This window comes from Weizmannia sp. FSL W8-1119 (genome assembly GCF_038008605.1).
GTDB lineage: Bacteria > Bacillota > Bacilli > Bacillales > Bacillaceae_C > Weizmannia > Weizmannia coagulans.
Genome location: NZ_JBBOZL010000001.1, coordinates 612,748 through 637,213, shown reverse-complemented (window position 1 = coordinate 637,213; position 24,466 = coordinate 612,748). Strand labels below are relative to the sequence as shown.

Annotated in this window: 21 protein-coding genes and 2 pseudogenes; 10 read left to right on the top strand and 13 right to left on the bottom strand. The window is 46.7% G+C overall.

Annotated features, from left to right (window positions below; all coding sequences use genetic code 11):
• Positions 1 to 63 precede the first annotated feature (63 nt).
• A complete protein-coding gene (locus tag NSQ19_RS02980) occupies positions 64 to 390 on the bottom strand; it encodes an acyl carrier protein (RefSeq protein ID WP_017553163.1) in 327 nt (108 codons plus the stop codon).
• 370 nt (positions 391 to 760) lie between these two features.
• On the opposite strand from NSQ19_RS02980, the gene NSQ19_RS02975 reads away from it, so the two are divergent.
• Both NSQ19_RS02975 and NSQ19_RS02970 read left to right on the top strand, forming a co-directional pair.
• A complete protein-coding gene (locus tag NSQ19_RS02975; RefSeq protein ID WP_340702349.1) occupies positions 761 to 2,953 on the top strand; it encodes an alpha-galactosidase in 2,193 nt (730 codons plus the stop codon).
• 194 nt (positions 2,954 to 3,147) lie between these two features.
• Positions 3,148 to 3,768, top strand: coding sequence for an RraA family protein (locus NSQ19_RS02970; RefSeq protein ID WP_340702348.1), 621 nt, complete (start codon positions 3,148 to 3,150; stop codon positions 3,766 to 3,768).
• A gap of 219 nt (positions 3,769 to 3,987) precedes the next feature.
• Here the strand turns inward: NSQ19_RS02970 and NSQ19_RS02965 are convergent, their stop codons facing one another.
• Entirely contained in the window at positions 3,988 to 5,166 is a 1,179-nt protein-coding gene (locus NSQ19_RS02965) for a pyridoxal phosphate-dependent aminotransferase (RefSeq protein ID WP_340702347.1), read from the bottom strand.
• Between the two features lie 149 nt (positions 5,167 to 5,315).
• On the opposite strand from NSQ19_RS02965, the gene NSQ19_RS02960 reads away from it, so the two are divergent.
• Positions 5,316 to 5,954, top strand: a complete 639-nt coding sequence (locus tag NSQ19_RS02960) for a YhbD family protein (protein WP_133537620.1) — start codon at positions 5,316 to 5,318, stop codon at positions 5,952 to 5,954.
• 89 nt (positions 5,955 to 6,043) lie between these two features.
• Here the strand turns inward: NSQ19_RS02960 and NSQ19_RS02955 are convergent, their stop codons facing one another.
• Positions 6,044 to 7,162, bottom strand: a complete 1,119-nt coding sequence (locus NSQ19_RS02955; RefSeq protein WP_340702346.1) for an RNA-guided endonuclease TnpB family protein — start codon at positions 7,160 to 7,162, stop codon at positions 6,044 to 6,046.
• Between the two features lie 87 nt (positions 7,163 to 7,249).
• Here NSQ19_RS02955 and NSQ19_RS02950 point away from each other — a divergent pair, with 87 nt between their 5' ends.
• Positions 7,250 to 7,390: a ribbon-helix-helix protein, CopG family gene (locus tag NSQ19_RS02950; protein WP_003352379.1), complete on the top strand. Its 141-nt coding sequence runs from the start codon at positions 7,250 to 7,252 to the stop codon at positions 7,388 to 7,390.
• A 304-nt stretch (positions 7,391 to 7,694) separates the two neighbouring features.
• Here NSQ19_RS02950 and NSQ19_RS02945 read toward each other — a convergent pair whose 3' ends face one another.
• The gene (locus NSQ19_RS02945; protein ID WP_133537693.1) at positions 7,695 to 9,089 is read right to left on the bottom strand and encodes an MATE family efflux transporter; all 1,395 of its coding nucleotides are present in this window, start codon (positions 9,087 to 9,089) and stop codon (positions 7,695 to 7,697) included.
• A 578-nt stretch (positions 9,090 to 9,667) separates the two neighbouring features.
• Here NSQ19_RS02945 and NSQ19_RS02940 point away from each other — a divergent pair.
• Positions 9,668 to 10,543 carry a 3-hydroxyacyl-CoA dehydrogenase gene (locus NSQ19_RS02940; RefSeq protein WP_340702345.1) on the top strand — a complete coding sequence of 292 codons (876 nt, stop codon included), beginning with the start codon at positions 9,668 to 9,670 and terminating at the stop codon, positions 10,541 to 10,543.
• 65 nt (positions 10,544 to 10,608) lie between these two features.
• Positions 10,609 to 10,758, top strand: a complete 150-nt coding sequence (locus NSQ19_RS02935; protein WP_340702344.1) for a hypothetical protein — start codon at positions 10,609 to 10,611, stop codon at positions 10,756 to 10,758.
• Positions 10,759 to 10,791: 33 nt separating this feature from the next.
• Here the strand turns inward: NSQ19_RS02935 and NSQ19_RS02930 are convergent, their stop codons facing one another.
• The 5 genes and pseudogenes from NSQ19_RS02930 to NSQ19_RS02910 form a co-directional block, all read right to left on the bottom strand.
• Positions 10,792 to 14,313 carry an AAA family ATPase gene (locus NSQ19_RS02930; protein ID WP_340702343.1) on the bottom strand — a complete coding sequence of 1,174 codons (3,522 nt, stop codon included), beginning with the start codon at positions 14,311 to 14,313 and terminating at the stop codon, positions 10,792 to 10,794.
• Complete coding sequence (locus tag NSQ19_RS02925) at positions 14,310 to 15,584, bottom strand: metallophosphoesterase family protein (RefSeq protein WP_340702342.1); 1,275 nt, start codon at positions 15,582 to 15,584, stop codon at positions 14,310 to 14,312. The genes NSQ19_RS02930 and NSQ19_RS02925 overlap by 4 nt, the downstream gene beginning before the upstream one ends.
• Positions 15,585 to 15,722: 138 nt before the next feature.
• Positions 15,723 to 15,899 (bottom strand): annotated as a pseudogene (locus tag NSQ19_RS02920) (helix-turn-helix domain-containing protein); the annotation flags it as partial.
• Between the two features lie 207 nt (positions 15,900 to 16,106).
• On the bottom strand, positions 16,107 to 16,679 hold the full coding sequence (locus tag NSQ19_RS02915; protein WP_017554788.1) for an NADPH-dependent FMN reductase: 573 nt from the start codon (positions 16,677 to 16,679) through the stop codon (positions 16,107 to 16,109).
• A gap of 409 nt (positions 16,680 to 17,088) precedes the next feature.
• A complete protein-coding gene (locus NSQ19_RS02910) occupies positions 17,089 to 17,838 on the bottom strand; it encodes an alpha/beta hydrolase (RefSeq protein ID WP_013858544.1) in 750 nt (249 codons plus the stop codon).
• A 146-nt stretch (positions 17,839 to 17,984) separates the two neighbouring features.
• Between NSQ19_RS02910 and NSQ19_RS02905 the strand changes: the two genes are divergently transcribed.
• From NSQ19_RS02905 to fbpA, 3 genes are all read left to right on the top strand, one after another.
• Positions 17,985 to 18,146, top strand: a complete 162-nt coding sequence (locus NSQ19_RS02905; protein WP_235430878.1) for a hypothetical protein — start codon at positions 17,985 to 17,987, stop codon at positions 18,144 to 18,146.
• A gap of 138 nt (positions 18,147 to 18,284) precedes the next feature.
• Complete coding sequence (locus NSQ19_RS02900; RefSeq protein WP_013858543.1) at positions 18,285 to 19,049, top strand: alpha/beta hydrolase; 765 nt, start codon at positions 18,285 to 18,287, stop codon at positions 19,047 to 19,049.
• Positions 19,050 to 19,090: 41 nt separating this feature from the next.
• Complete coding sequence (gene fbpA / locus NSQ19_RS02895) at positions 19,091 to 19,276, top strand: Fur-regulated basic protein FbpA (protein WP_013858542.1); 186 nt, start codon at positions 19,091 to 19,093, stop codon at positions 19,274 to 19,276.
• A gap of 394 nt (positions 19,277 to 19,670) precedes the next feature.
• On the opposite strand, the gene NSQ19_RS02890 is transcribed toward fbpA, so the two are convergent.
• The 4 genes and pseudogenes from NSQ19_RS02890 to NSQ19_RS02875 all read right to left on the bottom strand — a co-directional run.
• Positions 19,671 to 20,450 (bottom strand): Cof-type HAD-IIB family hydrolase, encoded by a 780-nt coding sequence (locus NSQ19_RS02890; protein WP_340702341.1) that lies wholly within the window; start codon positions 20,448 to 20,450, stop codon positions 19,671 to 19,673.
• Positions 20,451 to 20,473: 23 nt separating this feature from the next.
• On the bottom strand, positions 20,474 to 21,019 hold the full coding sequence (locus tag NSQ19_RS02885) for an SIS domain-containing protein (protein ID WP_237348964.1): 546 nt from the start codon (positions 21,017 to 21,019) through the stop codon (positions 20,474 to 20,476).
• 141 nt (positions 21,020 to 21,160) lie between these two features.
• Entirely contained in the window at positions 21,161 to 22,120 is a 960-nt protein-coding gene (locus tag NSQ19_RS02880; protein ID WP_340702340.1) for a LacI family DNA-binding transcriptional regulator, read from the bottom strand.
• 300 nt (positions 22,121 to 22,420) lie between these two features.
• Positions 22,421 to 22,908, bottom strand: a pseudogene (locus tag NSQ19_RS02875) (MFS transporter); the annotation flags it as partial.
• Between the two features lie 341 nt (positions 22,909 to 23,249).
• Here NSQ19_RS02875 and yfkAB point away from each other — a divergent pair.
• Positions 23,250 to 24,401: a radical SAM/CxCxxxxC motif protein YfkAB gene (gene yfkAB / locus NSQ19_RS02870; RefSeq protein WP_013858537.1), complete on the top strand. Its 1,152-nt coding sequence runs from the start codon at positions 23,250 to 23,252 to the stop codon at positions 24,399 to 24,401.
• Positions 24,402 to 24,466: the final 65 nt, after the last annotated feature.

The window sequence follows — 24,466 nt, the reverse complement described above, 5'->3', positions numbered from 1 at the left end:
TTGCAAATGTGCATTGCGCACCGGCACCACCCCGTAAGCAAAAACAAGGCCCGTGTTCTCGGCTTATCCACGGGCCTTGTTTTGCTTTCTCATTTCCAGTATTCTCGGCAGTTTGATTGCCAGATGTTCACGGCATTTTCGCTGTTTTTCATATATATAATCTGTTGCTTTTTCAATGGAAACGAGCTTATTGATTTCATCTTCCTCTATATCGAGATCAAATTCATCCGATAACTCCACAGCCAGCTCTGATAGATCAATCCAGTCCGCACCGAGATCATCGACAAAAAGGGTGTCGTCCTTTATTTCCGAAGGGTCATCATCGAAATCGTTCAACACAATGTCGCGCACTCTTTCCCGGATATTTTCTTTTGAAATGGTTTCCCGCATCATCATCAGCTCCATTGTGTAAATGTGAACAAAATATTTCTCAACTACTTTTAATAATAGCCATTTTACAACGCCAGCACAAGAATGCAATATCCCGGCGCTAACTTTTTTATGCCAAATTTTTCCTAGGAAAGGGTGCTGCATTTTTGGGATACGAATGTGCCCGGACAGCTTCTCTACAAATCAAGTGACAAGGCCCGGTGCAAATACTAAAATGATATTAGTGTAAACGGATTCCGGCGGTAAAGCAGATGTGCCATTGCTTTATCCCATATGTATAATATTGAACAAAATCGGGATGCCCCGGCCATTCCAACTTCAGCAGCATAACTGAAAATAGCCTCTGCATTTTATTGAAGGAGGAAGATGGATGATTACATTTGATGAACAAACGAAAACTTTCCATTTGCAAAATGATGAAGTGAGTTACCTCTTACAAGTGGATGCATTCGGCTGCGTTGAACATCTGTATTGGGGAGCGCCGGTCAGGGCCTACCACGGGGGGCGCGCCTATCCCCGCATCGGCCGCAGTTTTTCCCCGAACCCGCCCGGTGCAAAAGACCGCAAATTTTCACTGGATACGGTGCTGCAGGAATTCCCGGGATACGGCAACGGCGATTTCCGTGAGCCGGCGCATGTTATCCGGCATGCGGACGGGTCAACGGTCACGGACTTCCGCTACCGGGCGTATGACATTTTAAAAGGCAAGCCGGCGCTTCCCGGGCTTCCCGCTACTTTTGCCAATCCAAATGAAGCCGAAACATTGAAAATCATGCTGGAAGACAAACTCACAGGCCTTCAATTAACGCTTTTATACACCATCTTTCGCGACTTGCCGGCGATTTCCCGCGCGGCTGTGCTAACAAACGGCGGAAACAAGCCTGTTCGGATTGAACGCTTGATGAGCCTGAATGTCGATTTCCCGGCCGGACGTTTTGAGCTGTTGCATCTCCCCGGCGCCCATAAACGCGAACGGCAAATCAAAAGAGAAACGGTAACGGACGGGATCAGGCGTGTAGACAGCAAACGCGGCGCCAGCAGCCACCAGGAAAATCCTTTTTTGGCGCTTGTACGGCCTGAAACAACGGAATTCCAAGGTGAAGCATATGCGGTGAACCTCGTTTACAGCGGCAATTTTGCCGGAATTGTGCAGCAGGACCAGTTCGGCCAGGTGCGTCTCGGGATCGGGCTGAATGATTTCGGGTTCAGCTGGGCGTTGCAGCCGGGTGACACTTTTTATTCCCCTGAAGCAGTGATGGCATACAGCAGAGACGGGCTGAACGGGATGTCGCAAACGTTTCACACGCTCTACCGCCGCCATCTTTTGCGCGGCAAACATAAAGATGCGGAACGCCCGGTGTTGATCAACAACTGGGAAGCGACCTATTTCCAGTTTCATGATCAAAAATTGCTTGAACTCGCCGACGAGGCGCAAAAACTCGGCATTGAGCTGTTTGTGCTGGATGACGGCTGGTTCGGCCACCGGGACAATGACCGCAGTTCTTTAGGGGACTGGTATGAATACGCCGGAAAAATCCGGATGGGGATCAAAAATCTGGCGGAAGAAATCCATAAACGCGGATTGAAATTCGGGCTCTGGTTTGAACCGGAAATGGTTTCGCGGGACAGTGACCTTTTCCGTGAACATCCGGACTGGGCATTGCAAATTCCGGGCCGCGGGATTTCCGAAGGGCGCTCCCAATATGTGCTCGATTTTAGCCGCAGGGATGTGCGCGAAAACATTTTCCGGCAGATGACAGAAATTCTGGATCATGTCCATGTCGATTACATCAAATGGGATATGAACCGCCATATGACAGAAGTCCATTCCGCCCTGCTGGAGCCGGAAAACCAGGGAGAAACCGCCCACCGCTATATGCTCGGGCTGTATGACTTTTTAGAAAAGTTGACATCGCGTTATCCTGATATTTTGTTTGAAAGCTGTTCCGGCGGTGGCGGGCGTTTTGATCCAGGCATGCTGTATTATATGCCGCAAACGTGGACGAGCGATAATACCGATGCGGCCGACCGGCTGAAAATCCAGTACGGCACAAGCCTCGCCTATCCGCCGGTTACCATGGGCGCGCATGTTTCGGCCGTTCCGAACCACCAAACCGGCCGGGTTACGCCGCTATCGACGCGCGGTGACGTGGCAATGGGCGGCAATTTCGGCTATGAGTTGGATTTGACAAAATGCACGGAAGATGAAAAAGCAGTGATCCGGGAGCAGATTGCATTTTACAAAGCACACCGTCAATTGTTCCAGTTTGGCCAGTTTTACCGCCTGATAAGCCCGTTTGAAGGCAACAGCGCCGCCTGGCAATTTGTCTCGCCGGACCGGAAACATACCATTGCCTATTTTTTCAACGTACTATCTGAAGCAGCCGGCCCGGTGAAAATATTAAAACTGGCAGGCCTTGACCCGGACAAAAACTACCGGCATATTGAAACAGGCAACATTTACGGCGGCGACGAACTGATGAACATCGGGCTGTATTTGCCATTGTTTAACAAACAGGACTTTGCAAGCTACAAAGCAGAGTTTGAGGCGGTGTACGAGTAAAATACTCCCCCTCTTCCTAGGCAGAGGGCACTGAAAAACGGTGAGGCACTGTGAATGGCGGTGTCTTGCCGTTTTCTTTTTCCCCGCCTATTCATTTTTGTTATGAATGGGTATAACAATTTTTTATTTTCATTTTTTTCTCTATTTCAGTATAGTATACATAAAACGAGTCTTAAAGAAAGAGAGGTTCAGCTATGGATGCATTAGTAGAAGCATTCCGTTCCATTCCTGCCACCTGCATATCAGATGCTATGGATGGTTTGAATAACTTGCACCCGCGGATTAAGCCATTGAAATCGTCCTATTTTCTCTGCGGCAAAGCTTTTACTGTTAAAATGCCGGTGGGTGACAATTTAGCCGTCTTAAAAGCCATTAGAAATGCACAACCTGGCGATGTTCTTGTAGTGGACGCAAAAGGAGACGAGTACAGAGCCATTGCCGGCGACTTTGTGGTCGGGATGGCAAAAACTTTGGGCATAAGCGGGATTGTTGTGGACGGCGTTATTCGTGATATAGATGGTGTTATAAAACTGAACTATCCTGTTTTTTGCAGGGGCACAACTGTGTCAGCAAGCGGAAAAAGCGGTGTTGGCGAAATAAACGTCCCCATTTCCTGCGGGGGAGTAGCCGTAAATCCCGGGGACATCATCGTGGGCGATGCGGACGGAGTGGTGGTGGTGCCGGCAGAAAAAGGAGAAAAAATATTGCACAAAGCACACGAAAAATTGAAGAAAGACCAGCTTAGGGAAGAATCCGTCTCCGGAAACAAAGAAGAGATCATCAAGTATTTAGACTCCATGATCTCAAAATCATAACCTGCCTCTCTCTATGCACGCCCGGTTTCCATTTGGGCTGTTGAACCGCATCCTGAAAAAATGCAGCTGCCATGCAAATAGATGCATGGCTTTGAGGTTAGGTCCACTTTATTTTGCGCGAAACATTGTTATTTTATTGCCGGCTGCAATCATCGGCTTGGCTCCAGTTTGAAAACTTTAGTCTGTTTTTACACGAAATACGGCGGACTGGCCAATGCTTCATGGTTGATATTCATTTGCCAGTTTCTTGAACGCTTCAAGCGACCGTTCCACTTTCTCTGTCGGGATGCAGTAGGCAATCCGGAAGTAGCCCGGAACGCCAAACGTGTCAGATGGAACGAGCAGCAAATCATATTCAAGTGCTTTTTTGCAAAATGCCACAGCGTCGTCTTCCAATGCTTTCGGGAACATGTAAAATGTGCCGCCGGGCTTTGTGATGGAAAACCCCATATCGACCAAGGCATCGTACAAAATATTCATGTTGGTTTCATAGACTGAGAGATCCGCCGTGATGTCCAGCACTTCGGCAACAGCGAGCTGGATGATCGACGGCGGGCAGTTATGGCCGATGCCCCGTGAGATCTGGCCGCACATATTGACGATCAGTTCCGCATCCGGGCAGCCCGGGTTCACGGCCACGTATCCGATCCGCTCGCCTGGCAGCGACAGCGACTTGCTGAAAGAGTAGCACGTAATCGTGTATGGATGATATTTTGCAACGTACGGAGCCTCTACATCCTTGAACACAATTTCCCTGTACGGTTCATCTGTGATGATATAAATCTCATGCCCGAATTCCCGCTCTTTTTCCTGCAAAATCTGCGCCAATTCCCGGATCGTGGCTTCTGAATAGACAGCGCCTGAAGGATTGTTCGGCGTGTTGATTAAAACAGCTGCCGTTTTGGGCGAAATCATCCGGCGGAACGCGTCAAAATGAATTTGAAAATTTTCCGTATCAGCGGGAACGACTTTTAACACCGCGCCCGTTTGATTGACGTACGGCACGTATTCAGGAAAATACGGCGCAAACGTGAGCACTTCATCTCCTGGCACGGTTACCGCCCTTAACGCGTGTGCAATGGCGCCGGCTGCCCCTGTAGCCATAAAAATATGTTCTTTCCGGTACGGCAGGCCAAACCGCCGTTTTAAGGAATCCGCAATTTTTTCACGGACCGGATCAATCCCAAGGCTCGGGCTGTAGCCGTGCACCGCCGGGTTTTGCGCAAGTTCCACGAGTTTTTCGGTAAAAGCTTGCGGGACCGGCACGCTCGGATTGCCAAGGCTGTAGTCAAAAACATTTTCAGACCCGATTTCCTTCGCCCGTACTGCCCCGTATTCAGCAATCTCCCGGATGACCGATTTCTGGCCGAGCATCCTTTTGAATTCTTCCGCAATCATGTTTTTCTTCCTTTCTGAACATCCATCCTATGTATAGATATAACTATACCATATTTTGGCCCCGTTAAGATGAAATTTTCTAAATTTGCTTTCTTGTTTACATCGTAACAGTGTTATGTTATATTAAAAGCGGCAAAGGAGTGGCAAAAATGGATGAAGATTTAATCTCCAAAAAAGATCTGCTCGAACAAACCGGCATCTCCTATGGGCAATTATACCGGTGGAAACGGAAAAACCTGATTCCGGAAGACTGGTTTATCCGCAAATCCACGTTTACCGGGCAGGAAACCTTTTTCCCCCGCGAACGCATTTTGGAGCGCATTGAAAAAATCCAGGCGATGAAAGAAAACCTTTCGCTTGATGAGCTTGCCGAAATGTTTGCACCAGGCGGCGGGCAACGGATCAGCAAGGCAGACATGCTAAAACGGGGCATTGTTTCCGATTTTGTACTCCATTTTTACATGGAACAAACGCAGGCGCAAGAACAGGCTTTTCCATTTGAAGAAGTGCTCGCCATTTTTTTATTGGAAAAACTTCTGCACGGTGGGGAGATTTCCCTTGAGGAAGGGAAAATGCTGGTGCGGCTCTTGCAGGATGCGGAAAAATCTTTTGCAACAGAAGGCACAAAGGTATGGCTGATCCGGAAGTTCGGCGTTTCCACCTGCTTTTTGACAAAAAAAGCGGAAGACATTTTATTTGATCGTGAAGCAAAAGTGATTGTCAACCTTGATCTGATGGAGTTATCGGCAGAAGTGAACTACCCTCCACTTATCAACCTTACGGTTTGATTGAAGTGGGGGCTTCTCGACTTATCGTTGCTTTTACTAGCCAACGAAAACTGACCGAGCTAACCCTCTTGTTCCAAGAGTTTTGTTACTTATGATAACGCTAATAAGCGTATACCTTCATTTTTGATATTGATTGCTGAATTATAGTCGCGATCTGCCACATAACCGCACGAACAACGGTAGGTGCGTTCAGATAGTTTCACAGGTTTTGCTGCACCACAACAAGAACACTTCTTAGTGGAGGGAAACCACTTATCAATTTTCACAAGTTGTTTCCCCTGTTCTTTTAGCTTATACGCTAAGAAAGTAGTAAACATCCCCCAGCCGTTATCATGAACGCTTTTCCCAAAGTGAAGGGCTTGAGACATCCCTTTCATGTTCAAGTCCTCAATCACGACAGCATCAAAGTTAGAAGCTAATTCTTTTGACTTATGATGAAGAAAATTCATGCGTTGGTTCGCCACTTTCTCATGTAACTTAGCCACTACTAGTCGTTGCTTGTTCCAACGTGCAGAACCTTTCTTTCTTCGAGAAAGAATTCGTTGTGCTTTTGCTAATTTATCTAAGGCTTGCCGATAGTAACGTGGGTAATTGGCTTTCTTACCCTGTTCACTCTCGACATATAGACCATCCATAGCAAAATCCAAACCAACAACTTTCTGTATGTTAACTGGACGAATATCTTTCTCATATTCTGTCAAAATTGAAATGTAGTACTTGCCTGTCTTTGTTTTAGAAATAGTGCAAGATTTGATTTTATAATCAGCAGGTATCTCTCTATGCTGTTTCATTTTTATTGGCTTTTTGATTTTTGGCAGTTTGATATGACCATTTTCTAGCTTAATATTTCCGTTGACCATATTAGTTGTATAGGATTGTTTTGCTTTACGATTTTTGAACTTTGGAAAATCCGCATTTCCTTCAAAGAAATTCTTATAAGCAGTCTGTAAGTTCATTTGTGCATTTGCCAAAGCTAAAGAATCCACTTCTTTTAGGAATGGAAATTCACTTTTATATTTTGCAGGAGTCGGAAACTTTTGCTTTTTAAGCAATTCTTTATCATCCTTGAACTTTTCATACGTTTCTTTGCGTTCAGCTAACATCTTATTGTAGACAAAGCGAACACAACCAAATGTCTTAGCTAATAATGCGGATTGTTCTTTGTTTGGTAACAAACGAAACTTGAAAGCTTTGTTTTGCTTGGCCATATCAATTCACCTCACTTTGTGCGGAAAAATTTCGTATATATTGATTATATCGTAAAAAATCCGTACAATCAATATGAGGTGATAATCATGAGAGAAGAGAAAGAACGTGTAGAAATTCGTATGCCTAAGACGATATTAGAAAAATTGGAGCAATATCAAAAAGAAAATGGGATTCCAACTAGAACAGCCGCAATCTTAGAATTGTTGAGAAAAGGATTGGAAAAATAACTTTGGCTAAAGCCAACCGAAATTCATCTCCCACCTACTCATTGGTGCAATTCGCACCTTCACATTCCTTGAGGATGGGAGACTTTTTTCGGAAAGCCGTTAAAAAACATTTCCAACCACGGATCACCCCTTTTGTCCCCCGGCAATCCTGTTCTTGAAACAGTATGCTTTCCAAATGAAAGGCAGTGCGATGAACGGGTCCTTCATCGCACTGCCTTTAGTTTGGTATTACAGGGGACCCAACCATGCCGCATCCTGTTTTTAAAATATAAAGCAGTGCGGGCGACCGCACTGCTTTCCGTCGTTAAACCAGTTTATGCGCATACCATTTGGAACCTTTGAAGCGGTTCATGAAAATGAGCCCGCGTACGCCCCATTCGGCAATCATCGCAACCCAGATGCCAGTGATGCCAAAACCGAATGTGATCCCTAAAATATAACCGAGTATGACCCGCAAAAGCCACATCGACAACAGCGAAGCCACCGATGTAAATGTTGAATCGCCTGCTGCCCGGAGCGCGGCCGGCATAATAAAACTTTGCGGCCATAACAGCGGCTGCCCGACTGCAGAAATCAGGACAATCGTAAAGATCGTCGGAATAATCGATTCAGGCGGATTAAACAGCTTCATCATGACAGGGAAAAACGGCAAAAGAACCGCTGACGTTACGACATAAAGCAGCGAAGACATAACAATAAACGACTTTGCAAATTTCCGCGCGTCAACGATATTCCGCCGGCCCATGCATTGTCCGACAATCGTGACAATCGCAATGCTGAGCGCGTTCGGTCCAATCTGGAAGAGCAGCGTGATTGAACTTGCGATCGCATTTTCCGTCAGCGCCAATGTCCCAAGCTGCACAATAAATGTCTGCGTCAGCAGTTTCCCGCCGTTAAAAAAGATTTGTTCCGCCGCAAACGGGATCCCGATAAACATCACTTTCTTCAATAATGAAAAATCGAGGTGAAGCGCATTTTTTATTTTAAAACGAACCGACTCATTGTACTTCATGACATAAAAAATGGAAGCGATCATGCCGAAAATTCTTGCACATAAAATGGATGTCACAAGGCCGACGACACCCATATGAAAAAAGGTAATAAACACAACATTGAGCACGGTGTTCGTTAAGTTCATAAACAGCGACAAACCGAGGCATGGCTTTGTATCCCCGACGCCGCGCAAACCGCCCAGTACCGCCTGGAAAATCGCAATAAAAGGATATGAGAGGCAGCTACCAATCAAATAAATTCTCGCATTATGAAAAACGGCTGCATCTGCTTTCCCGAACAGTAAATTTAAGGTCGGCGTGTTGAATACAATCACAAACGCGGCAAGCACGACGGAAAAAATGGCAACGGCAGAAATGGCCTGTGTCGCTGTTTTTGATACCATTTCTTTATTGCCAATTCCTTTATACTGGGCAACAATCACCGTTCCACCGGTTGCAATTGCGATAAATACGTTGACAAGAAAAATATTCAATGAATCTACCATGTTCACGGCACTGACAGCACTGACGCCGGCAGAACTGATCATCGCCGTGTTGAGAAAACTCATTAAGATCAAAAACGCCTGGTCCACCAAAATCGGGATAATAATGCCAATAACTTCCCGGTAATCTATAGAATCCCCCGTTAAGTATCTGTTCAGGTAAAAAGTAGACTTCTGCTTGAGTTTAACAGCTTTGATTTCCATAAGACCTCTCTTCTTCATTTTGCGGGCTTTTTTGTCCGTTCTTTTTAAATGCAACCCATATTATATCACCTTAATAAAAAGAGTAAAGCTTTTTCGCCTGGCGAAATTTACGATTTTGTGAATGGCAAATTACCCGGAAAGCAAGCGCCAGCACGCCAATTTTACATATAAAATATACTTCCGTTTTTCCACAGGAAGAACAATAACTACTTTTACAGTGGGGGAAAACGACAAAATTTATTTCGGGCTTGCTGAACGAATCCGATTATGGCTTGTATCTGATTTGTCAGCAAGCTCTACCTCAATATCATAGGAGAATGCATCTGCGAAAATGCTTTATTCTGTCCTCTCTGTATGTTGAATCAGCTTTAGAGTGCAAAGTTTTTCCTGCATTTTTTATAAAACCCTTGCATTTAAAGTTCGGCCAAAGCTGTCAGTATCCTTACCAAGTCTAGGACTTTTGCTTATTCAGCAAGCCCTATTTCATTTTATATGCATCTTTTATTTTGACGCTCTATTGATACAGTGATACGATGGATATGTAAGGGGTTACATAAAATGGGAAAGGAAGTATGGTTATGGACTTTCAAAATATCACAATAGCAGGGAGCGGTGTACTTGGGAGCCAAATCGCCTATCAAACAGCTTTTAAAGGCTTTCATGTATACGTTTATGATATTTCTGCCGAAGCAATTGAACAGGCGAAAGAAAGAATTTCCGGGTTGAAGGCACGCTACAGGAAAGATCTTAGTGCAACAGAACAAGAAGTGGACGCAGCCTATAATAGAATTTCTTTTTCTGATGATCTGGGACAAGCCGTAGCCAGTGCCGATCTGGTCATTGAGGCCATTCCGGAAGTGGTTTCCATTAAAACGGACTTTTACCAAAAACTTGGAAAATTGGCACCAAAAAAAACGGTCTTTGCAACGAACTCATCGACCCTGCTGCCAAGCCAGTTTGCTGAAGCTACCGGCCGCCCAGAAAAATTTCTGGCGCTCCATTTTGCCAATGAAATTTGGAAAAACAATACGGCAGAAGTCATGAAACATCCCGGCACAGATGAAAAAGTATTTCAAGATGTGATCGCGTTTGCAGAGGCAATCGGCATGGTGGCGCTGCCTTTGTACAAGGAACAGCCGGGCTATATTCTGAACTCATTGCTCGTACCGCTGTTGGAAGCAGCCCAAATGCTGCTGGTAAAAGGGATTGCCGATCCGGAAACGATTGACAAGACATGGCGCATTGCAACAGGCGCCCCGGCCGGGCCATTCCAGATTCTGGATGTGGTCGGCATCAACACCGCCTACAATATCAGTTTGGCAAAAGCAGAAGCTACCGGCGATGAAATGTACAAAAAAATTGCAGACTTGCTGAAAACGGAATACATTGACAAAGGCAAACTTGGAAAAGAAACAGGAGAAGGCTTTTACAAATATCCTTCCGATGAATCCTGATGTGACAGAAGGGCCCGCACAAAGCGGGGCCTTTTTTATTTTGCTCTGCTAAATGGGCAAAAGCCATGGACTTAGGCTCCAGCCAACATGCAAGAATGCGGAAAAAACTTAATTCAAAAGCCGCAGCCATGGATAGAAAAAAATCAGCCTATAGCTTTTCTATCGATGGCAAACTTTGGGCAAACTTTGCAGAACTTGCTAAACGGGCCGGGTAAAACGCCAAAACAGATTCGTCCAGCAAACCCTGTTTAATGCACGGTAACTTTCTGCCCGTGGAAAGCCAAATATTGGACGGCTTCCGGCGGGGCGATTTCCTGCATCATGTCGACAAGGCGCTGATGATGCGTGAAAAAGATGATTTGCGTGCAGCTGGAAAGTTCAAGTAATATTTTTAATGTTTCTTTTGAACGTTCATCATCGAAATGGACGAGGATGTCATCGACAATGAACGGCAGCGGCTCGTTTTCGGCTGCGTATCTTTCAATGCTCGCAAGGCGGAGGGACAAATACAGCTGGTCGGTCGTCCCATCGCTCATCCCGTTCAGCGGTACATTCTCCCCGCCGCGCACGCCCATTAAAACAGGCTCGTCCTGCTCGTTGTAATCAACAGCCAATCCGTCAAAAGAATGGAGTGTCAGCCGCGCAAAAATGTCACCCGCGCGGTTTAAAATCGGATTCTGATTCTGGCTACGGTAAAATTCAATCCCTTTTTGTAGCAAAGCTGTAGCGAGTTTCAACTGGATATATTGCTCGGTCAAACTGGCGATTTGCGCATGCACGCTTTCCCTTTCCTGGTCGGCTTCAATGGCTGTCATGTTGGCGCCGCGAATCTGTTCTTCGTATTCTTTTTTGACCGCCCCATATTCCTGCTCCACCTCGGAACGCGAGGCTTCCAAACGGTCAAGTTCACGCCCGGTTTCCGCCAAATCGGCGTCAATCGAGTCTGCATCAAACCGGGCCGCCTCATCAAGCAGTTCCTGCAGTGACTTACCGGCACCCGCATCCAGCATATCCGCTTCGATTTGCCGGATTTCCTTTTCAAAACTTTTTTTCAGCAGGAATGCTGTTTCAATCTGCTTTAGTTCTTCGATTGTGCTGCAGCCTGCCTGTTGGAAAAGTTCTTTTAAAACCGCACCGGCTGCTTCCAGTGCTTCCGCTTCTTCTTTTCTCTCATTCTCCAAGTCTTCTGACTGGCGTTTGAGCTTTTTCAAAGCGGCATCGTCCTGTTTGGCATTTTGCAACAGCTGGTACATCCGGTTTACGGCAACAGCAGCATTCTCCCCGCTCAATGGAAGTTGGGCCGTTTCAAGGATCTGCTGCACTTTTTCTTCAAAGCGCGCCATTTTTTCAGTGACGGCTTGCTGCTCTTTTTCAGTCTGGTTGTATGCATCATAGAGTTGCATACATGTTTCATAGCGGGCGAGCAGGGATTCAGCAACCGCCGGCGGCACCTCTTCCAATATTGCCGTGCCCGCGACAGCCGAAGACCAATTTGCCAGCCATGCTTCGCGTTTCTTCCCGATTTCCGCTTTCTCCGTTTGCATTTCTTCCCGTTTTTCTTTTAAATCGCGGATGGCCGTTTCAAGGCTGTCCTTCTTTGCTGCAAGATTGCGGACTCGTTTCAATTCATTTTCTGCAAGGCTCACCAGTTCCGCAAGCGGCTGTCCTTCTGAAACGGCGGCAAATGTTTTCAGCACGGCAGATAGCGCATTGCAGCAGTCCGCACAGCTATCATGAAGCGCGCGCATTTTTTCTTGCGCCTTCTCATAATCCTGCATCAAGCTTTTAATTTGCGCGTGTTTTTGCAGCCATTCCCGCATCTCTGCAGGGGTAAGCGGACGGATTTGCGCCGGCGCCCAAAGTTTTTCCCAGGCGGATTCCCACGCACGCAAAGCTTCTTCAAGCCCGGATTTTTCCTTTTCAAGCTGTTCTTTTTTCCCACGGAACTTTTGAATATCGGCTAAAAGTTTATTCTTCTCGCCGACTTTTTCCGCCTCCAGCCGCATGGTATCAGCAATCTGGTCAGCCTCGCGGACATGTTTCTCATAAACCGGCACGACCGGCTCTCCCTTTGTATACGTTTCAGCCGTTTCATGCCAATGGCCGGTTTCAAGCTTGGTGCGGATCAACTGCCAGCCGGCATCCCTTAAGGCGCGGGCCGCCGACAGCTTTTCTTCGGACGGGATTTCAGCAATTGAATCAAGCCGGCGGATGCTTTCTTCTGAAGCTTCGATGTCCTCTTCCAACCGGAAAATCCGGCTTTGCACCAATTCCAGCTTCCGTGTCAATTGTTCCGCTTCTTTTTCAAATTTTTTCACCGTTTCTTCCAAACCGGGCACCGGAAGTTTGACAAGTTCTTCCGCCTCGCCATCCCATAACGGCAAAGCACGAACGGCTTCTTCCACTTGCCGCTGTTTTTGCCGGCATTCCGCGGCCAGCTCGTGTATCGCCGCTTCCACGTCTCCCGCACGGTTCACCTTGGTCAGGACGGCTTCCAGTTTTTCCACGTCCGGCAGATCAGGCAAGGCAGCCAATTCTTCCAGCTTCTTTGCCAGCTCTTTTTCCAGTTTTTCGCCTTCCCGTTTCAATGATTCATAAGCCTGATCGAGCAACGGCTTTTGCTTGCAAAGCTCGCGAATCATTTCTTTTTGGGCGGAAGGCAGCCGGTAATGTTCTATATTTTCAACTGCTGCACGGTCCGGGTCGATCTCCTTCATAACGGACATCAATTGGGCTTGGAGCTGCTGCTTTTTTCCTTCGAGCTCAGGCAGCATTTTTTCATCGTCTTCGTACTGTTGCACTTGGCGGTAAAGGCCGGTAATCGCGGCAGCCTGTTCCAAAATGTGTTCCGGAATGCTGATTTCTTTCATTTCTGCTTCGGCGCGCGCCAGTTGCCGGGAAATTTTGTCCAAGTTTGCCCGGGAAGCGTTCCATTTGTTTTCCGTTTCTGCACGGACTTCGGCAATATTTTCCGGAAGATCCGGGACATCGCCGAGCGCTTCCAATTTTTGCAAAAGATTTTCCCGGTTTGCGATCTTCGGCAAAATCCATTTGACGCGCTGCAGCTGTTCTTTTTGGCTGCGCAGCGTTTTAATTTTTGCGGTGAGGCGGCCGAGTTCTTTTTCCAACTCCCGGTAACGCGCCTCAAAAGCTTTCCATGCCTGTACTTTCAGCTGCTGCTCATTGATTTTTTTCGAAAGTTCTTTTTCCCGCTTGAGCAGCTTATTTAATTCAGGGACGGAACCGGTTTTTTTGTACAGTGCGCCTGCCTGTTTGTCGAAGTTCTCGAGAACCCGGCGCAGCACATTGATGCCCGAAGCGGCTGTGAAAAAACTTTCCCCGGCATTGCCGCCGCTTTCCAAAAGGCTCTCGCCGCCTTCACGGAGACGGACATGGTCAAGGGCAAACATATTTAAAAACTGGGATTCAGGCATATGGTTTAAAAAAGCGGCGACCGTATTTTCCGGGACCGGGTTGCCGTCCGGGCCAAGTGCCGTATTCTTTTTTCCTTTTCTGCGGGTAAACTGCAGAGCTTCCCCTTTTGTGTTGCGCAAAAGCCCTTCAATTCTTAATTTCGTATTGCCATGGAGGAAAGCGTCGTTCGTTTTTTGCGGAAATCCATATAAAAAATGCGTAATCGAGCGGAGTGTTGTGCTTTTTCCGGCTTCATTCGGCCCGAACAGCAGATGGAAGTTTTTCTCCGGATCAAAGGAAAGCATCTGGTCTGTAAAATGCCCATAAGCAAGCAGGTTCAAATAATCAAATCTCATGCCTTTTCCGCCCCCGTTTCCGTTAAGGAGTAAAGAATGAAGTCTTCCACATCTTTTATCCGCTTTTTGATCAGGCCGGGGTTGGAAAAATCAAACCCGTCTTCCCCTTCTTTCAGTTCATGCGGAATGGCCTGGCGGATATCACTGAACTCATCCAGCAGCGCTTCAAGCATCTCTTCATTTTCGGCCGTGCTGCGGATAAATTTTAGCACCGTCCCGATTGGCGACTGTTCATCGGAAAAGGCATCGGCATCGTTCAGTCCTGTTGTTTTGATTTTTACTTTCTCCACCCAGATTTCACCGAAACCTGTCTCAAGCGCAATGGAACGCAGCTGGTTCAAGAGGAGGTCTTTTTTTGCAATCAGTTCCCTGTGCATTTTCGTTGCGCCGGCCAATTCAAAACGCACCGCCAAGTAACGCCCGTCTGCTTCCCCGTATGCCTTTTCAAGCGCACTGCGGGCCGCGTCCATGAGCCCGTCCATCGTTTCGATGTCGCCCATATCAACCGGGCATAATGTCCAGCGCAACACATCAAGCGGGATGGGTTCCATCTTTTCAATCGTATCGTCTTTTACTTCCACATAGGTGCAGCCCTTTTCTCCTGTCTCCCGGATATGCCGTCCCTGGATATTGCCCGGGAACAAAATCACCGGATCATGCGGATGGAGCAATTCCCGCATATGGATATGGCCGAGCGCCCAATAATCATACTGCTTCTCCATCATATCTTCTATCGTGCACGGCGCGTAATTTTCATGCCCTTCACGCCCCGTCGCGCTTGTATGTAAAATGCCGATATTGAAATAGCCTTCTTTTTTCGGCGGATAGTTTTTCACAAGATTTTCTTCCACTGCCCGTTGTGCAAAACCTTGCCCGTGAATGGCGACGCCAAGGGCATCAAGGGTAACCGTTTCCGGCGCTTTTACCGGAAATTCGTGGACATTCTCCGGCAGTTTCAGAGATTTCGTCATCAAATTGGCCGCATCATGGTTGCCGCGGATGAGGAAAACAGGAATGCCTTCTTTCTGCAGGCGCACCATCTGGCTTGTGAAAAAGAGGCCGGTATTGTAATCTTTCCAGTTGCCGTCATACAAATCGCCGGCAATGATGAGAAAATGGACTTGCCGTTCAATCGCCGCATCCACCAAATTTTTAAATGCTTCACGGGTTGCACCGCGGATTTTTTCCACTGGTGCCCCCTCGTATTGCTCCAGGCCGGCCAAAGGGCTGTCCAAATGAATATCAGCCGCATGGATAAATGAAAAAGACAAGGCACTCCCTCCCAAATTTAAAAACGAGAACATTTATTTGCTATTTTTATTTTACATGGACAGGGAGGGAATGATCAAGAGAAAAAACGTTTTTCTGAAAAAAATTTATATTTTGGTAAAGCTTTTTGCAGGCCGCTGCAGTTTAAAATAGGCTGCCATTTTGGGAAGAATCACAATGTCCGGGTAACTTTGCCCTGTTTCCCATTTGAATACAGAGGCTTTTGAAACGCCCATGTAATCTGCAAGCTGTTCCTGTGTAATGCCTTTTTCCTTGCGTTTGCGGATAATGCATTTGCCAATATTCAGTCCGTTCATCCACCTCTTACCTCCATTGTATTTCCCCGTCCCACACCTGTCGATGGATTGTCTGTTGACTTTGATGAAAAAAGTTAACTAACCGGAAACTTTATCATAACTCCCACTTTTCGTCCTGCATGTCTTGGCATGCTCCCGTTCACCCAGAAAAGGGCGGACAGTTTTAGCTGTCCGCCCTTTTCTGATCCGTCCGGTACACGTGCGGCTTTAGTCGCGGGAGGTGTACGCTGCTTTTTTGGCTTCTTTTATTTTTGCATACGTTTCCGTAAGCATGACTGTGTCCTCCACAAGCCGGCTGATCCGCAAGAGGACGTCTTCATTGATAATTTCTTTCCGGTAAAAATCTTTTTCTTCGATAAAAACATAAGACTGGACAATTTGGGCCCTCATGTAAGACAAAATCGGCTTGATCTGCTGCTCGGCAATCAAATAATGTTTCGGCGAGCCGGCCGTGACAATGATGCTTGCCACCTTATCCCGAAGTGATTTTTCCGGCAGCAGGTCAAACACATTTTTCAATGTCGCCGGAATGGATGCCTGGAAAACCGGCGTGCCGATGATAAGCGCATCCGCTTCCATGACAGTTTGCGCCACAAATTTTGTATCCCCTTCGTAATCCATATAATGGCGCCCGTCGCTGAACTGCACATCGTAATCCGCCAGATCAAGGAGCGTGACTAACGCATCCGGATATTTCCCGCGGATCACGTTTACCGCGTAATTCATCGCTGTTCTTGTTTTCGAGCCGACGCGCGATCCCGAAAGTGCAACAATCTTCATTTATGCTCCCCCTGGTTCTTTGCTGTATATTTTTCAATGCCGGTAAAAAGTTCGCCGCAATCCGTATGTTTTGTCTATTTTTTCCAAACAGCATGCCGCCGCCGGGCAATCTTTCCCGTACTTTACAGCAGACTGCCGGCGTTATTCCTGTTATGCCTTTTTTCAAAGCGAAGGATACGGCATGGTAAGTGGTTTCGCCGTTCGGGACTTGCCATGTGCCAAGGCCGATTTTCGGAATCGCCACCCCATTTTCCAATACAAAGGTTTCATTTAAACATGACATGTGCAAACCTCCCAATTTTTACATAATGGTTTGTCATACAGCGCCGCTCGTCCCCAGTTATGCATGGAAAAATTTTCTGATTTTATCAATCTGGAACCGTTTTTCCGGCCGGTCAAATCTCCGCAATCAGGCATTAGCCGGAAACTGGCCGAGCACTTTATGAAGCCAGGAAACGCTCAGGCCAAACCATTGCGCCGCATCTGCATCCACATTGGCTTTCAATCCGTTTGAAGTGTGGGGTTTGGCGAGAGACAGCCCGTGCTTTCCCTTTTGAAAAATATGCGACTCGAATGGAATGCCGTGTGCATTCAACGCCTGCATAAAGGCAATCGAGTTTTCAATCGGCACGGTTTGGTCTTCAAACGTTGAAAACAGAAAGACCGGCGGCGTTTCGGCAGTCACTTCCTTGTCAACAGACGGCACCGGAAAAGCAAGGCTCCCGCTCATCGAATCCAAAATACAAGGGTAGCCTAAAATCAATGCATTGGGCTTATTTTTCCCGATCGTACCGAGTGCGGCGGCAAGATGCCCTCCTGCAGAAAAACCGGCAACCGCAATTTTTTCAGGGTCTGTATGCCATGCCCCCGCATAGTCGCGAATCCGCTCCATGGCTTCTTCCGCATCTTGTAAAACCGCTTCAAAACGGAATGATTCCCCGACCGAGTAGCGCAGTACAAACGCGTTGAATCCTTCCGCCAAATATGCCATCGCAACCGGTTCCGCTTCCCTGTCCGAGGTAAACCGGTAGGCGCCACCGGGAAAAATAAGCACACCCGGGCGCGCCCCGATATTGCTGAACTCGGGGGATCCGTCCAGTACGTACGCCGTCAGTTCAGCATCCTGATGCGCCTTTAAACGTAAAGTTTCTGTCTTCACAACCCTCTCCTCCTCCTGCCCATTTGCGGGACGGTTTCATTTTTACAGTAGCACCGGCCATTGCAAAAAACAATGAAAACGTTCCTGTATATCCTGCCCCGTTTAAAACAAAATAAGGTTGGTTCAAAAAAAGTGGAGGTTGAATCATGAAATTAGCCGCACATGAACTGTATGGTTTAAATGAACTGGCGATGGGCTGTGTCAACTCGATTACGAACATGGCATATATGCTCCAGCATGTCCAGGATCCGGCGTTCAAAAAAATTCTTGAAAGGCATTTTCCGCTCCATATCCGGGACTATAGTTAGCCCTTTTTTACAATGGTTTTTACCTATCCTGCGTCATTTTACCGATAAAACATACTTTACAACTAGGATTAATTGGTTTAAAATTACATTAACATTTTAAATTCACTGACCGTATAAACGTTAGGAAGGAGCTTTTTTATGGATGAAAACTATCCCGTTCTCCCGGGTGCAGATTCCTTTTTTATAAAAGGAAATGAAATTGGCATTCTCATCTCGCATGGATTCAACGGCACCCCGCAAAGTGTCCGCTTTTTGGGAAGGGCAATGGCATCGGACGGGTTTACGGTTTGCGCGCCAAGATTAAAGGGGCACGGGACGCACTATTTGGACATGGAACGCTGCACTTACAAAGACTGGATTGACAGCCTTGAAGAGGGTTATCAGCTGCTGAAACGGCATTGCCGCGATATTTTTGTTATCGGCCAGTCAATGGGCGGCACGCTGGCTTTGCATCTCGCGGAAAAACACCCGGATATCCGGGGAATGGTGTGTATCAACGCGGCCATCCAAAGCATCCCCGAACTGGAAAAATGCCTGGCGAAAGGGCGGTATATTCAAGAGGGCCCGCCGGATATCAAAGCAGCGGGCGTGCATGAAATTGCATATGAAAAAGTGCCGGCGGCTTCCATCCGTGAGCTTCTGTCCGTGATGCGGGAAACGCGGGAAAACCTCTCCGCCATCCATTGCCCCGCACTGTTTTTCCAATCAACAGAAGACCATGTCGTGCCTCCTGAAAATACAGATTATATTGCCGCGCATATCCTTGCCAGCCGGAAAAAAATCATTCCGCTCCGCAACTCTTATCACGTCGCTACAATGGATCATGAAAAAGAATGGATTGCGGCACAATGTTCATCATTTGTTCAAGAAATTGCGCATATCGAATCCCGTACGGAAATATGATGAGTTTTAAATCATGCTCCAAAGGATGGGAGGATGCGCATTTGAAAAATTTTCTGCGGCACGCGATAGAAAAAAAGCGGCAATATTTGATCGAACAACTGATTGCCCTTGGCGCCTATCGGGAAGATGACAAGCAGCTATTCACCCTGACTTTGACGGAACTTGAAACAGAATATGAGTACTTCAGCAAAATCAGCCAGGAGAAAGAAGCGTCGGGAAGGGAATAGTTTTGTCGGCGCGTCTTTTTTTTGTGTTTTTTAAATGCCCGAAAACGCCCTATAACTATTCCTTAACTATTCCTTAACTATTCCTTGGTACACCGGCGCCGGCAATTGCGCTTGTGGAAATAAAAAAGCACCGTTTCCATTTTGCGCTGAAAACGGTGCTTTTATTATAGGGCTTTTTCCGAATCGGGTTTTGGCTGGTATCCGTTACGTTGAAAACCGGCTTTCGAGTGCAAAACTTTTCCTGCATTTTTCATTTAGTGAACGCGGCGCCCGCAGAAGAATGAAAATTAGCCGGCGCATATTTTTGGGACAGGCTTTGCAGTGAAGTTTAGCCAAAACAGACAGAGCCTTTCCCGGTACGGGATGATTGCTTATACAGCAAGCCCTGTATGGATTATAACAGCCCGACAATCTGCAGGCCGTGGGGAATGCCCCTGTCTTCCACAGATTTTGTAATGTATTTGGCGGCGGCCTTTACCTTTTCTTCCGCATTCCCCATTGCCACACTGTTTTTAATCATGGACAGCATTTTAATATCATTTAACCCGTCGCCAAACGCATATTGGCGTTCTGGAGGAAAGCCCAATTTTTCAACAATCTTTTCAATTCCCCTCGCTTTTGACCCGCCTTTTGGCAAAACATCCACAGAGAGCGGATGCCACCGGATAAATTCAAAATCCGGAAACGCCTGTTCATACTGTTTCTCTTCCCCTTCTGAACAGAACAGGAGCGCCTGGTACAATTCCCGCCCTTTATAATAATGCGGGTCATACGCAGGAAAACTGCCAATTTTCAAAGACGCAATGCTCTTTTCTATATAATCGTGGTTTGGCACATTGGCTTTCATGTCTTCATGGTCCATATAGACGAGCGGATGCTTGTGGGAAAGGGCATATGCAGTCAATTCTTCAAGGGATTGCCTGTTTAACGGATTTTTATATAATACCTCCCCGTTCATGACGACATATTGCCCGTTATAGCTCACAAACGTATCCATCCCGAGTTCCTTCCGCAAATCTTCAAACATAAACGGGGCCCTGCCCGTTGCAATGGCTGTGACATGACCATCGCTTTTCAGCTTATCTATCGCTTTTTTGGTTGTGGCAGGCAGCTTTTTCTCATGTGTCAGCAAAGTCCCGTCTATATCAAAAAAAATCACGCTTTGTTGTTTCATATTCTTCCTGATCCTTTCCCGTTCTATTTCAGGCATACTTTTTCAGGCTGGCGTTTTTTCATTAAAGATGCTGTAATGACATCATAAATCAAAAAACTCAGCAGTTCAAATAAGGTTTCCGTTCTTTCCGGGGCAAGGCCGGCCTGTTTTATATTTTTAAATTCGGGCAGTTCACCCGGCAACAAGACTGTCAAATCAGCCATTTTTGCAAGGGTTGATTCAGGAGAAGCCGTTATGACCACCATTTTTATGCCGTGGAGCCGGGCTTTTCGGGCGGCATTCAATAAAGCGGGATTTTCTCCCGATTTTGAGCTGAAAAGGATGATATCCCCTTTTTTAGGAACAGGCGAAATTAAGTCGCCGATCATCCCAACCCGGAACCCCAAATGGACCAGCCTGTTGGCAAAGACACGGAGGATCATTTCCGAACAGCCCGTTCCTGCCAAAAACAAACGGTTCGACCGGCTGATCACATCTACAACCTTCTCTAATGGCTGACCGCCTATTTTGCTGCACAAACTGGCATACAGTTCTAAAACCATGGCCTTTGCATCTTCCAGTATATTCACTTTTCTCCCTCCCCGTTTGATCAAACAAAAGTATCCATTTTGCGGCGCCGTTTCGGGCACAGTGATTGTTTTGGCAGGCTGGGGCTGGCCGGGCTTTACACGCGGCAGAACTGAACGGAACTTCTCCAGCCTCCCTTTTCCCTATACCGTGCCTCTTTCAATGAGTTTTACAGAAATTTCCTTGTTTTTAATTTCCTTCCTCAAAACCTGGCGGACAAGGTTCCGGCCCATTTCAACAAGCGGAATATCAATGGTTGTGATATTCAGCATTCTGGCAATCGGTTCATTGTCAAATCCGATGATGGCCAGCTCATCCGGAATAGAAATCTGCTGTTTGTTGCAACTGATGACAATCCCTGCTGCAACCTGGTCGCTTGTCACAAGCAGTGCCGTCGGGGGCGGGTCCATTTCTTTTACCCGGCTTAAAACCATTTCTCCATCCGCATAATCGTAGCATTGGTCAAAAATATATTCCGGATGGTGCGGCAAATGGTATTTTTTATGAAAATCCCAATAGGCTTTTTCGCGGTTCCGGCTGTTGGTGCCGGATTTCCTGCCGATGCAATACCCGATTTTCGTATGGCCTTTCCGGTACAAAAATTCAAGTGCATCCATAAAAATTTTATAGTGGTCAATATACGTTGACGATATTTCGCCGCCTTTTACACATTCACAAAGCGCAATCGGCCCGAATGGCAGGTATTCTTCAATTTTGCGCATACTGCAGGCGCGCGAACAAATGATTAAACCGTCAATTTGCTTTTGTTGCAACATTTGCAGGGCTTCCGTTTCCCTGCTTTCCATATAGTCTGTTTGAAACAAAAGCAGCTTATAGTTATACTCGAGCGCCTGTTTTGCGATCCCTTTCAATAAAAGGGAAAAATAAGGATGATCTGTAAATGGCAAAACGACCCCGATCAATTTTGTTTTCCCTTTGCTCAAATGGACGGCATTGATATTTTTATGGTACCGGGTTGCTTTTACCGCTTTTAAGACGGCATTCTTTTTTTCTTCACTTACATACGGATGATTGTTCAGCACACGGGAGACGGTCGTCACAGACACGCCGGCCATTTTCGCCAAGTCTCTGATATTTGTCATAACCTCACCTAGTTAAAACACTTGCGATTTTTCAGCAGGCATCCATGCTTTAGGATGGAGGTATTTAAACCAAGCCCCTGCCGGCAGGCTCATTTTTATGTAGTTATAGTGTAAATAATGAAACGCATTTCATGTCAATTTTTATTTTTACAAAATCTGTTTCGGCACTGAAATAGAAAGCCGGCCTGTTAAAAAAGATGGGGACATGCAAAAAAGGGCTGGTGGCTGCAGCCCTCCCGTTTTACCGGGGAAAAAGCACCGACCCCTCGGTCTTCTGTTCAAAACCCCCGTACAACGGTTTCATCTTTTCTGCTCCAGCTCCTTCATCATCTTCCTGTATCTGTTTTCTGTAATAGATAGAAGCTGATCAGCAAAACAGACAGAAGAATAAAAATGCCGGGGATGATTGCATTTATGTCCTTAATCGCTTGAAGGGATGAAACGGACTGGGCTGCATTTGGAACATAGCCGGCCTTGTTTAAAAAGAATGCTGAAAATGAGCCGGCGAGCGCGACACCCAGTTTATTGGTAAAACTCATGCTGGAAATCACCACAAAGTCTGCGCGGATTCCCGTTTTCCACTCTGCATAGTCCACACAATCCGCAAGCATCCCCCATGCGAGCGTGTTCAGCGGGGTGGTAAAAAACCCGGAAACAAACAATATAAACAAAATCAGCGGAATAGAGGAATATGCTGTAAATTGTAAGCCGGCATAAGAAATCAGGGAAAGGGCTGCCGAAATCATCATGACGTTCTTCCTGCCCCATTGCTGCGTCATGGGAACAAAGCATCAGCATCCGCGATGAAGCGGAAAAATTCAATCAGTTTATAAAGAACAAAATCCAATCCCAAAAATAACAAGCCGGATAAATTGCTTTGGCCGGTTTTCGCCGATTTTTGGTTGCCGCACGCATTGTGGTAGGAGCGTCTGTCCTGATAATTGCGCCGGCTGTTTTTCGACACCCGGACCCCAGGAAATGGAATGTGCGAAAAAAAAAACAGGCTGCATGTTATAATGAACCATGGCATATATAGGAAAAAAGCAGAAAAAAGATGGGGCCTGCCATTTGGAGGTGGACACGGGCAAAGCAGGCGCCCGGGTTGATTTTTCAAAAAAGGAGCACAAACATGTTAAAAGAAGAAACATCACGAAGCATTACACCTGAATACGATCCGTGGGAAGCATACATGGACATTACGACACACGGCAAACTGACTTTGTCGAATATTGAATTCACAACGACCACTTTATGCAATATGCGCTGCGAACATTGTGCAGTCGGTTACACACTGCAGCCAAAAGATCCGGATGCGCTACCGCTTGATCTGCTGCTCAGGCGGCTGGATGAAATCAGCACACTGCGCTGCATCAGCATTACCGGCGGCGAACCGATGCTGTCAACCAAATCTGTTGAAAATTACGTTCTGCCACTGTTACAATATGCGCATGAAAGAGGGATCCGCACCCAAATCAATTCCAATTTAACAATGAAACTCGAAAAATATGTGCAAATTGCACCTTATCTCGATGTGCTGCACATCTCCCACAACTGGGGAACTGTCCGTGATTATATTGACGGCGGGTTTGCCAACATGCGGATCAAGCCAAGCGATCAGCAGGGTGAAAAAATGTTCAGGCGTATCGTGGAAAACAGCCGCGCCTTGTCAGAGATGGGCGTGATGGTTTCTGCAGAAACGATGTTAAACAAGCGTACATTGCCTTATATGGAACAAATCCATCATCAGATTGTCGAAGAAATGAAATGTGCAAGGCACGAAATTCACCCAATGTACCCAAGCGATTTTGCTGCTGATCTTGAAGTGCTCAGCCTGGATGAAATTCGGGAAGCCATCCACCATTTGCTCGATATCCGTGATGAAAGCGTGTGGATGCTGTTTGGCACGCTGCCATTTTATCCGTGCAGCAGCAATCCAGAAGACCAGGCATTGTTGAAAAGATTGTACGAAAGCAAAAATGTGACCATCCGCAATGACCCGGACGGCCGCTCCCGCCTGAATGTAAACATTTTTACCGGTGATGTGATTGTCACGGATTTCGGCGATACACCGCCGCTTGGCAATATCCGCCATGACAGGCTGCCCGACGTCTTTGAAAAATGGCTCAAAACGCCAATTGCAAAATCGCTGAACTGCCATTGCCCGCAAGCCAGATGCCTCGGGCCGAACATTTTAGTCAAAAATGCTTACTATAAAAATATTGATTTTACCCAACGAAAAGCTGTCATCGGCATGCAGGGCCCCTCTTCCCGGATGGGCTGAGAAACAGGCGAATGGGGCGCGCCTGCCCCATGCTTTCTCGTAATCTCAACTACTTTTATCCTGGT

Excerpts from the sequence above, each read along its gene's own strand:
- NSQ19_RS02980 (WP_017553163.1), bottom strand. The coding sequence starts at position 390 with ATGCGGGAAACCATTTCAAAAGAAAATATCCGGGAAAGAGTGCGCGAC.
- NSQ19_RS02975 (WP_340702349.1), top strand. The coding sequence starts at position 761 with ATGATTACATTTGATGAACAAACGAAAACTTTCCATTTGCAAAATGAT.
- NSQ19_RS02970 (WP_340702348.1), top strand. The coding sequence starts at position 3,148 with ATGGATGCATTAGTAGAAGCATTCCGTTCCATTCCTGCCACCTGCATA.
- NSQ19_RS02965 (WP_340702347.1), bottom strand. The coding sequence starts at position 5,166 with ATGATTGCGGAAGAATTCAAAAGGATGCTCGGCCAGAAATCGGTCATC.
- NSQ19_RS02960 (WP_133537620.1), top strand. The coding sequence starts at position 5,316 with ATGGATGAAGATTTAATCTCCAAAAAAGATCTGCTCGAACAAACCGGC.
- NSQ19_RS02955 (WP_340702346.1), bottom strand. The coding sequence starts at position 7,162 with ATGGCCAAGCAAAACAAAGCTTTCAAGTTTCGTTTGTTACCAAACAAA.
- NSQ19_RS02950 (WP_003352379.1), top strand. The coding sequence starts at position 7,250 with ATGAGAGAAGAGAAAGAACGTGTAGAAATTCGTATGCCTAAGACGATA.
- NSQ19_RS02945 (WP_133537693.1), bottom strand. The coding sequence starts at position 9,089 with ATGGAAATCAAAGCTGTTAAACTCAAGCAGAAGTCTACTTTTTACCTG.
- NSQ19_RS02940 (WP_340702345.1), top strand. The coding sequence starts at position 9,668 with ATGGACTTTCAAAATATCACAATAGCAGGGAGCGGTGTACTTGGGAGC.
- NSQ19_RS02935 (WP_340702344.1), top strand. The coding sequence starts at position 10,609 with ATGGACTTAGGCTCCAGCCAACATGCAAGAATGCGGAAAAAACTTAAT.
- NSQ19_RS02930 (WP_340702343.1), bottom strand. The coding sequence starts at position 14,313 with ATGAGATTTGATTATTTGAACCTGCTTGCTTATGGGCATTTTACAGAC.
- NSQ19_RS02915 (WP_017554788.1), bottom strand. The coding sequence starts at position 16,679 with ATGAAGATTGTTGCACTTTCGGGATCGCGCGTCGGCTCGAAAACAAGA.
- NSQ19_RS02905 (WP_235430878.1), top strand. The coding sequence starts at position 17,985 with ATGAAATTAGCCGCACATGAACTGTATGGTTTAAATGAACTGGCGATG.
- NSQ19_RS02900 (WP_013858543.1), top strand. The coding sequence starts at position 18,285 with ATGGATGAAAACTATCCCGTTCTCCCGGGTGCAGATTCCTTTTTTATA.
- NSQ19_RS02890 (WP_340702341.1), bottom strand. The coding sequence starts at position 20,450 with ATGAAACAACAAAGCGTGATTTTTTTTGATATAGACGGGACTTTGCTG.
- NSQ19_RS02880 (WP_340702340.1), bottom strand. The coding sequence starts at position 22,120 with ATGACAAATATCAGAGACTTGGCGAAAATGGCCGGCGTGTCTGTGACG.
- yfkAB (WP_013858537.1), top strand. The coding sequence starts at position 23,250 with ATGTTAAAAGAAGAAACATCACGAAGCATTACACCTGAATACGATCCG.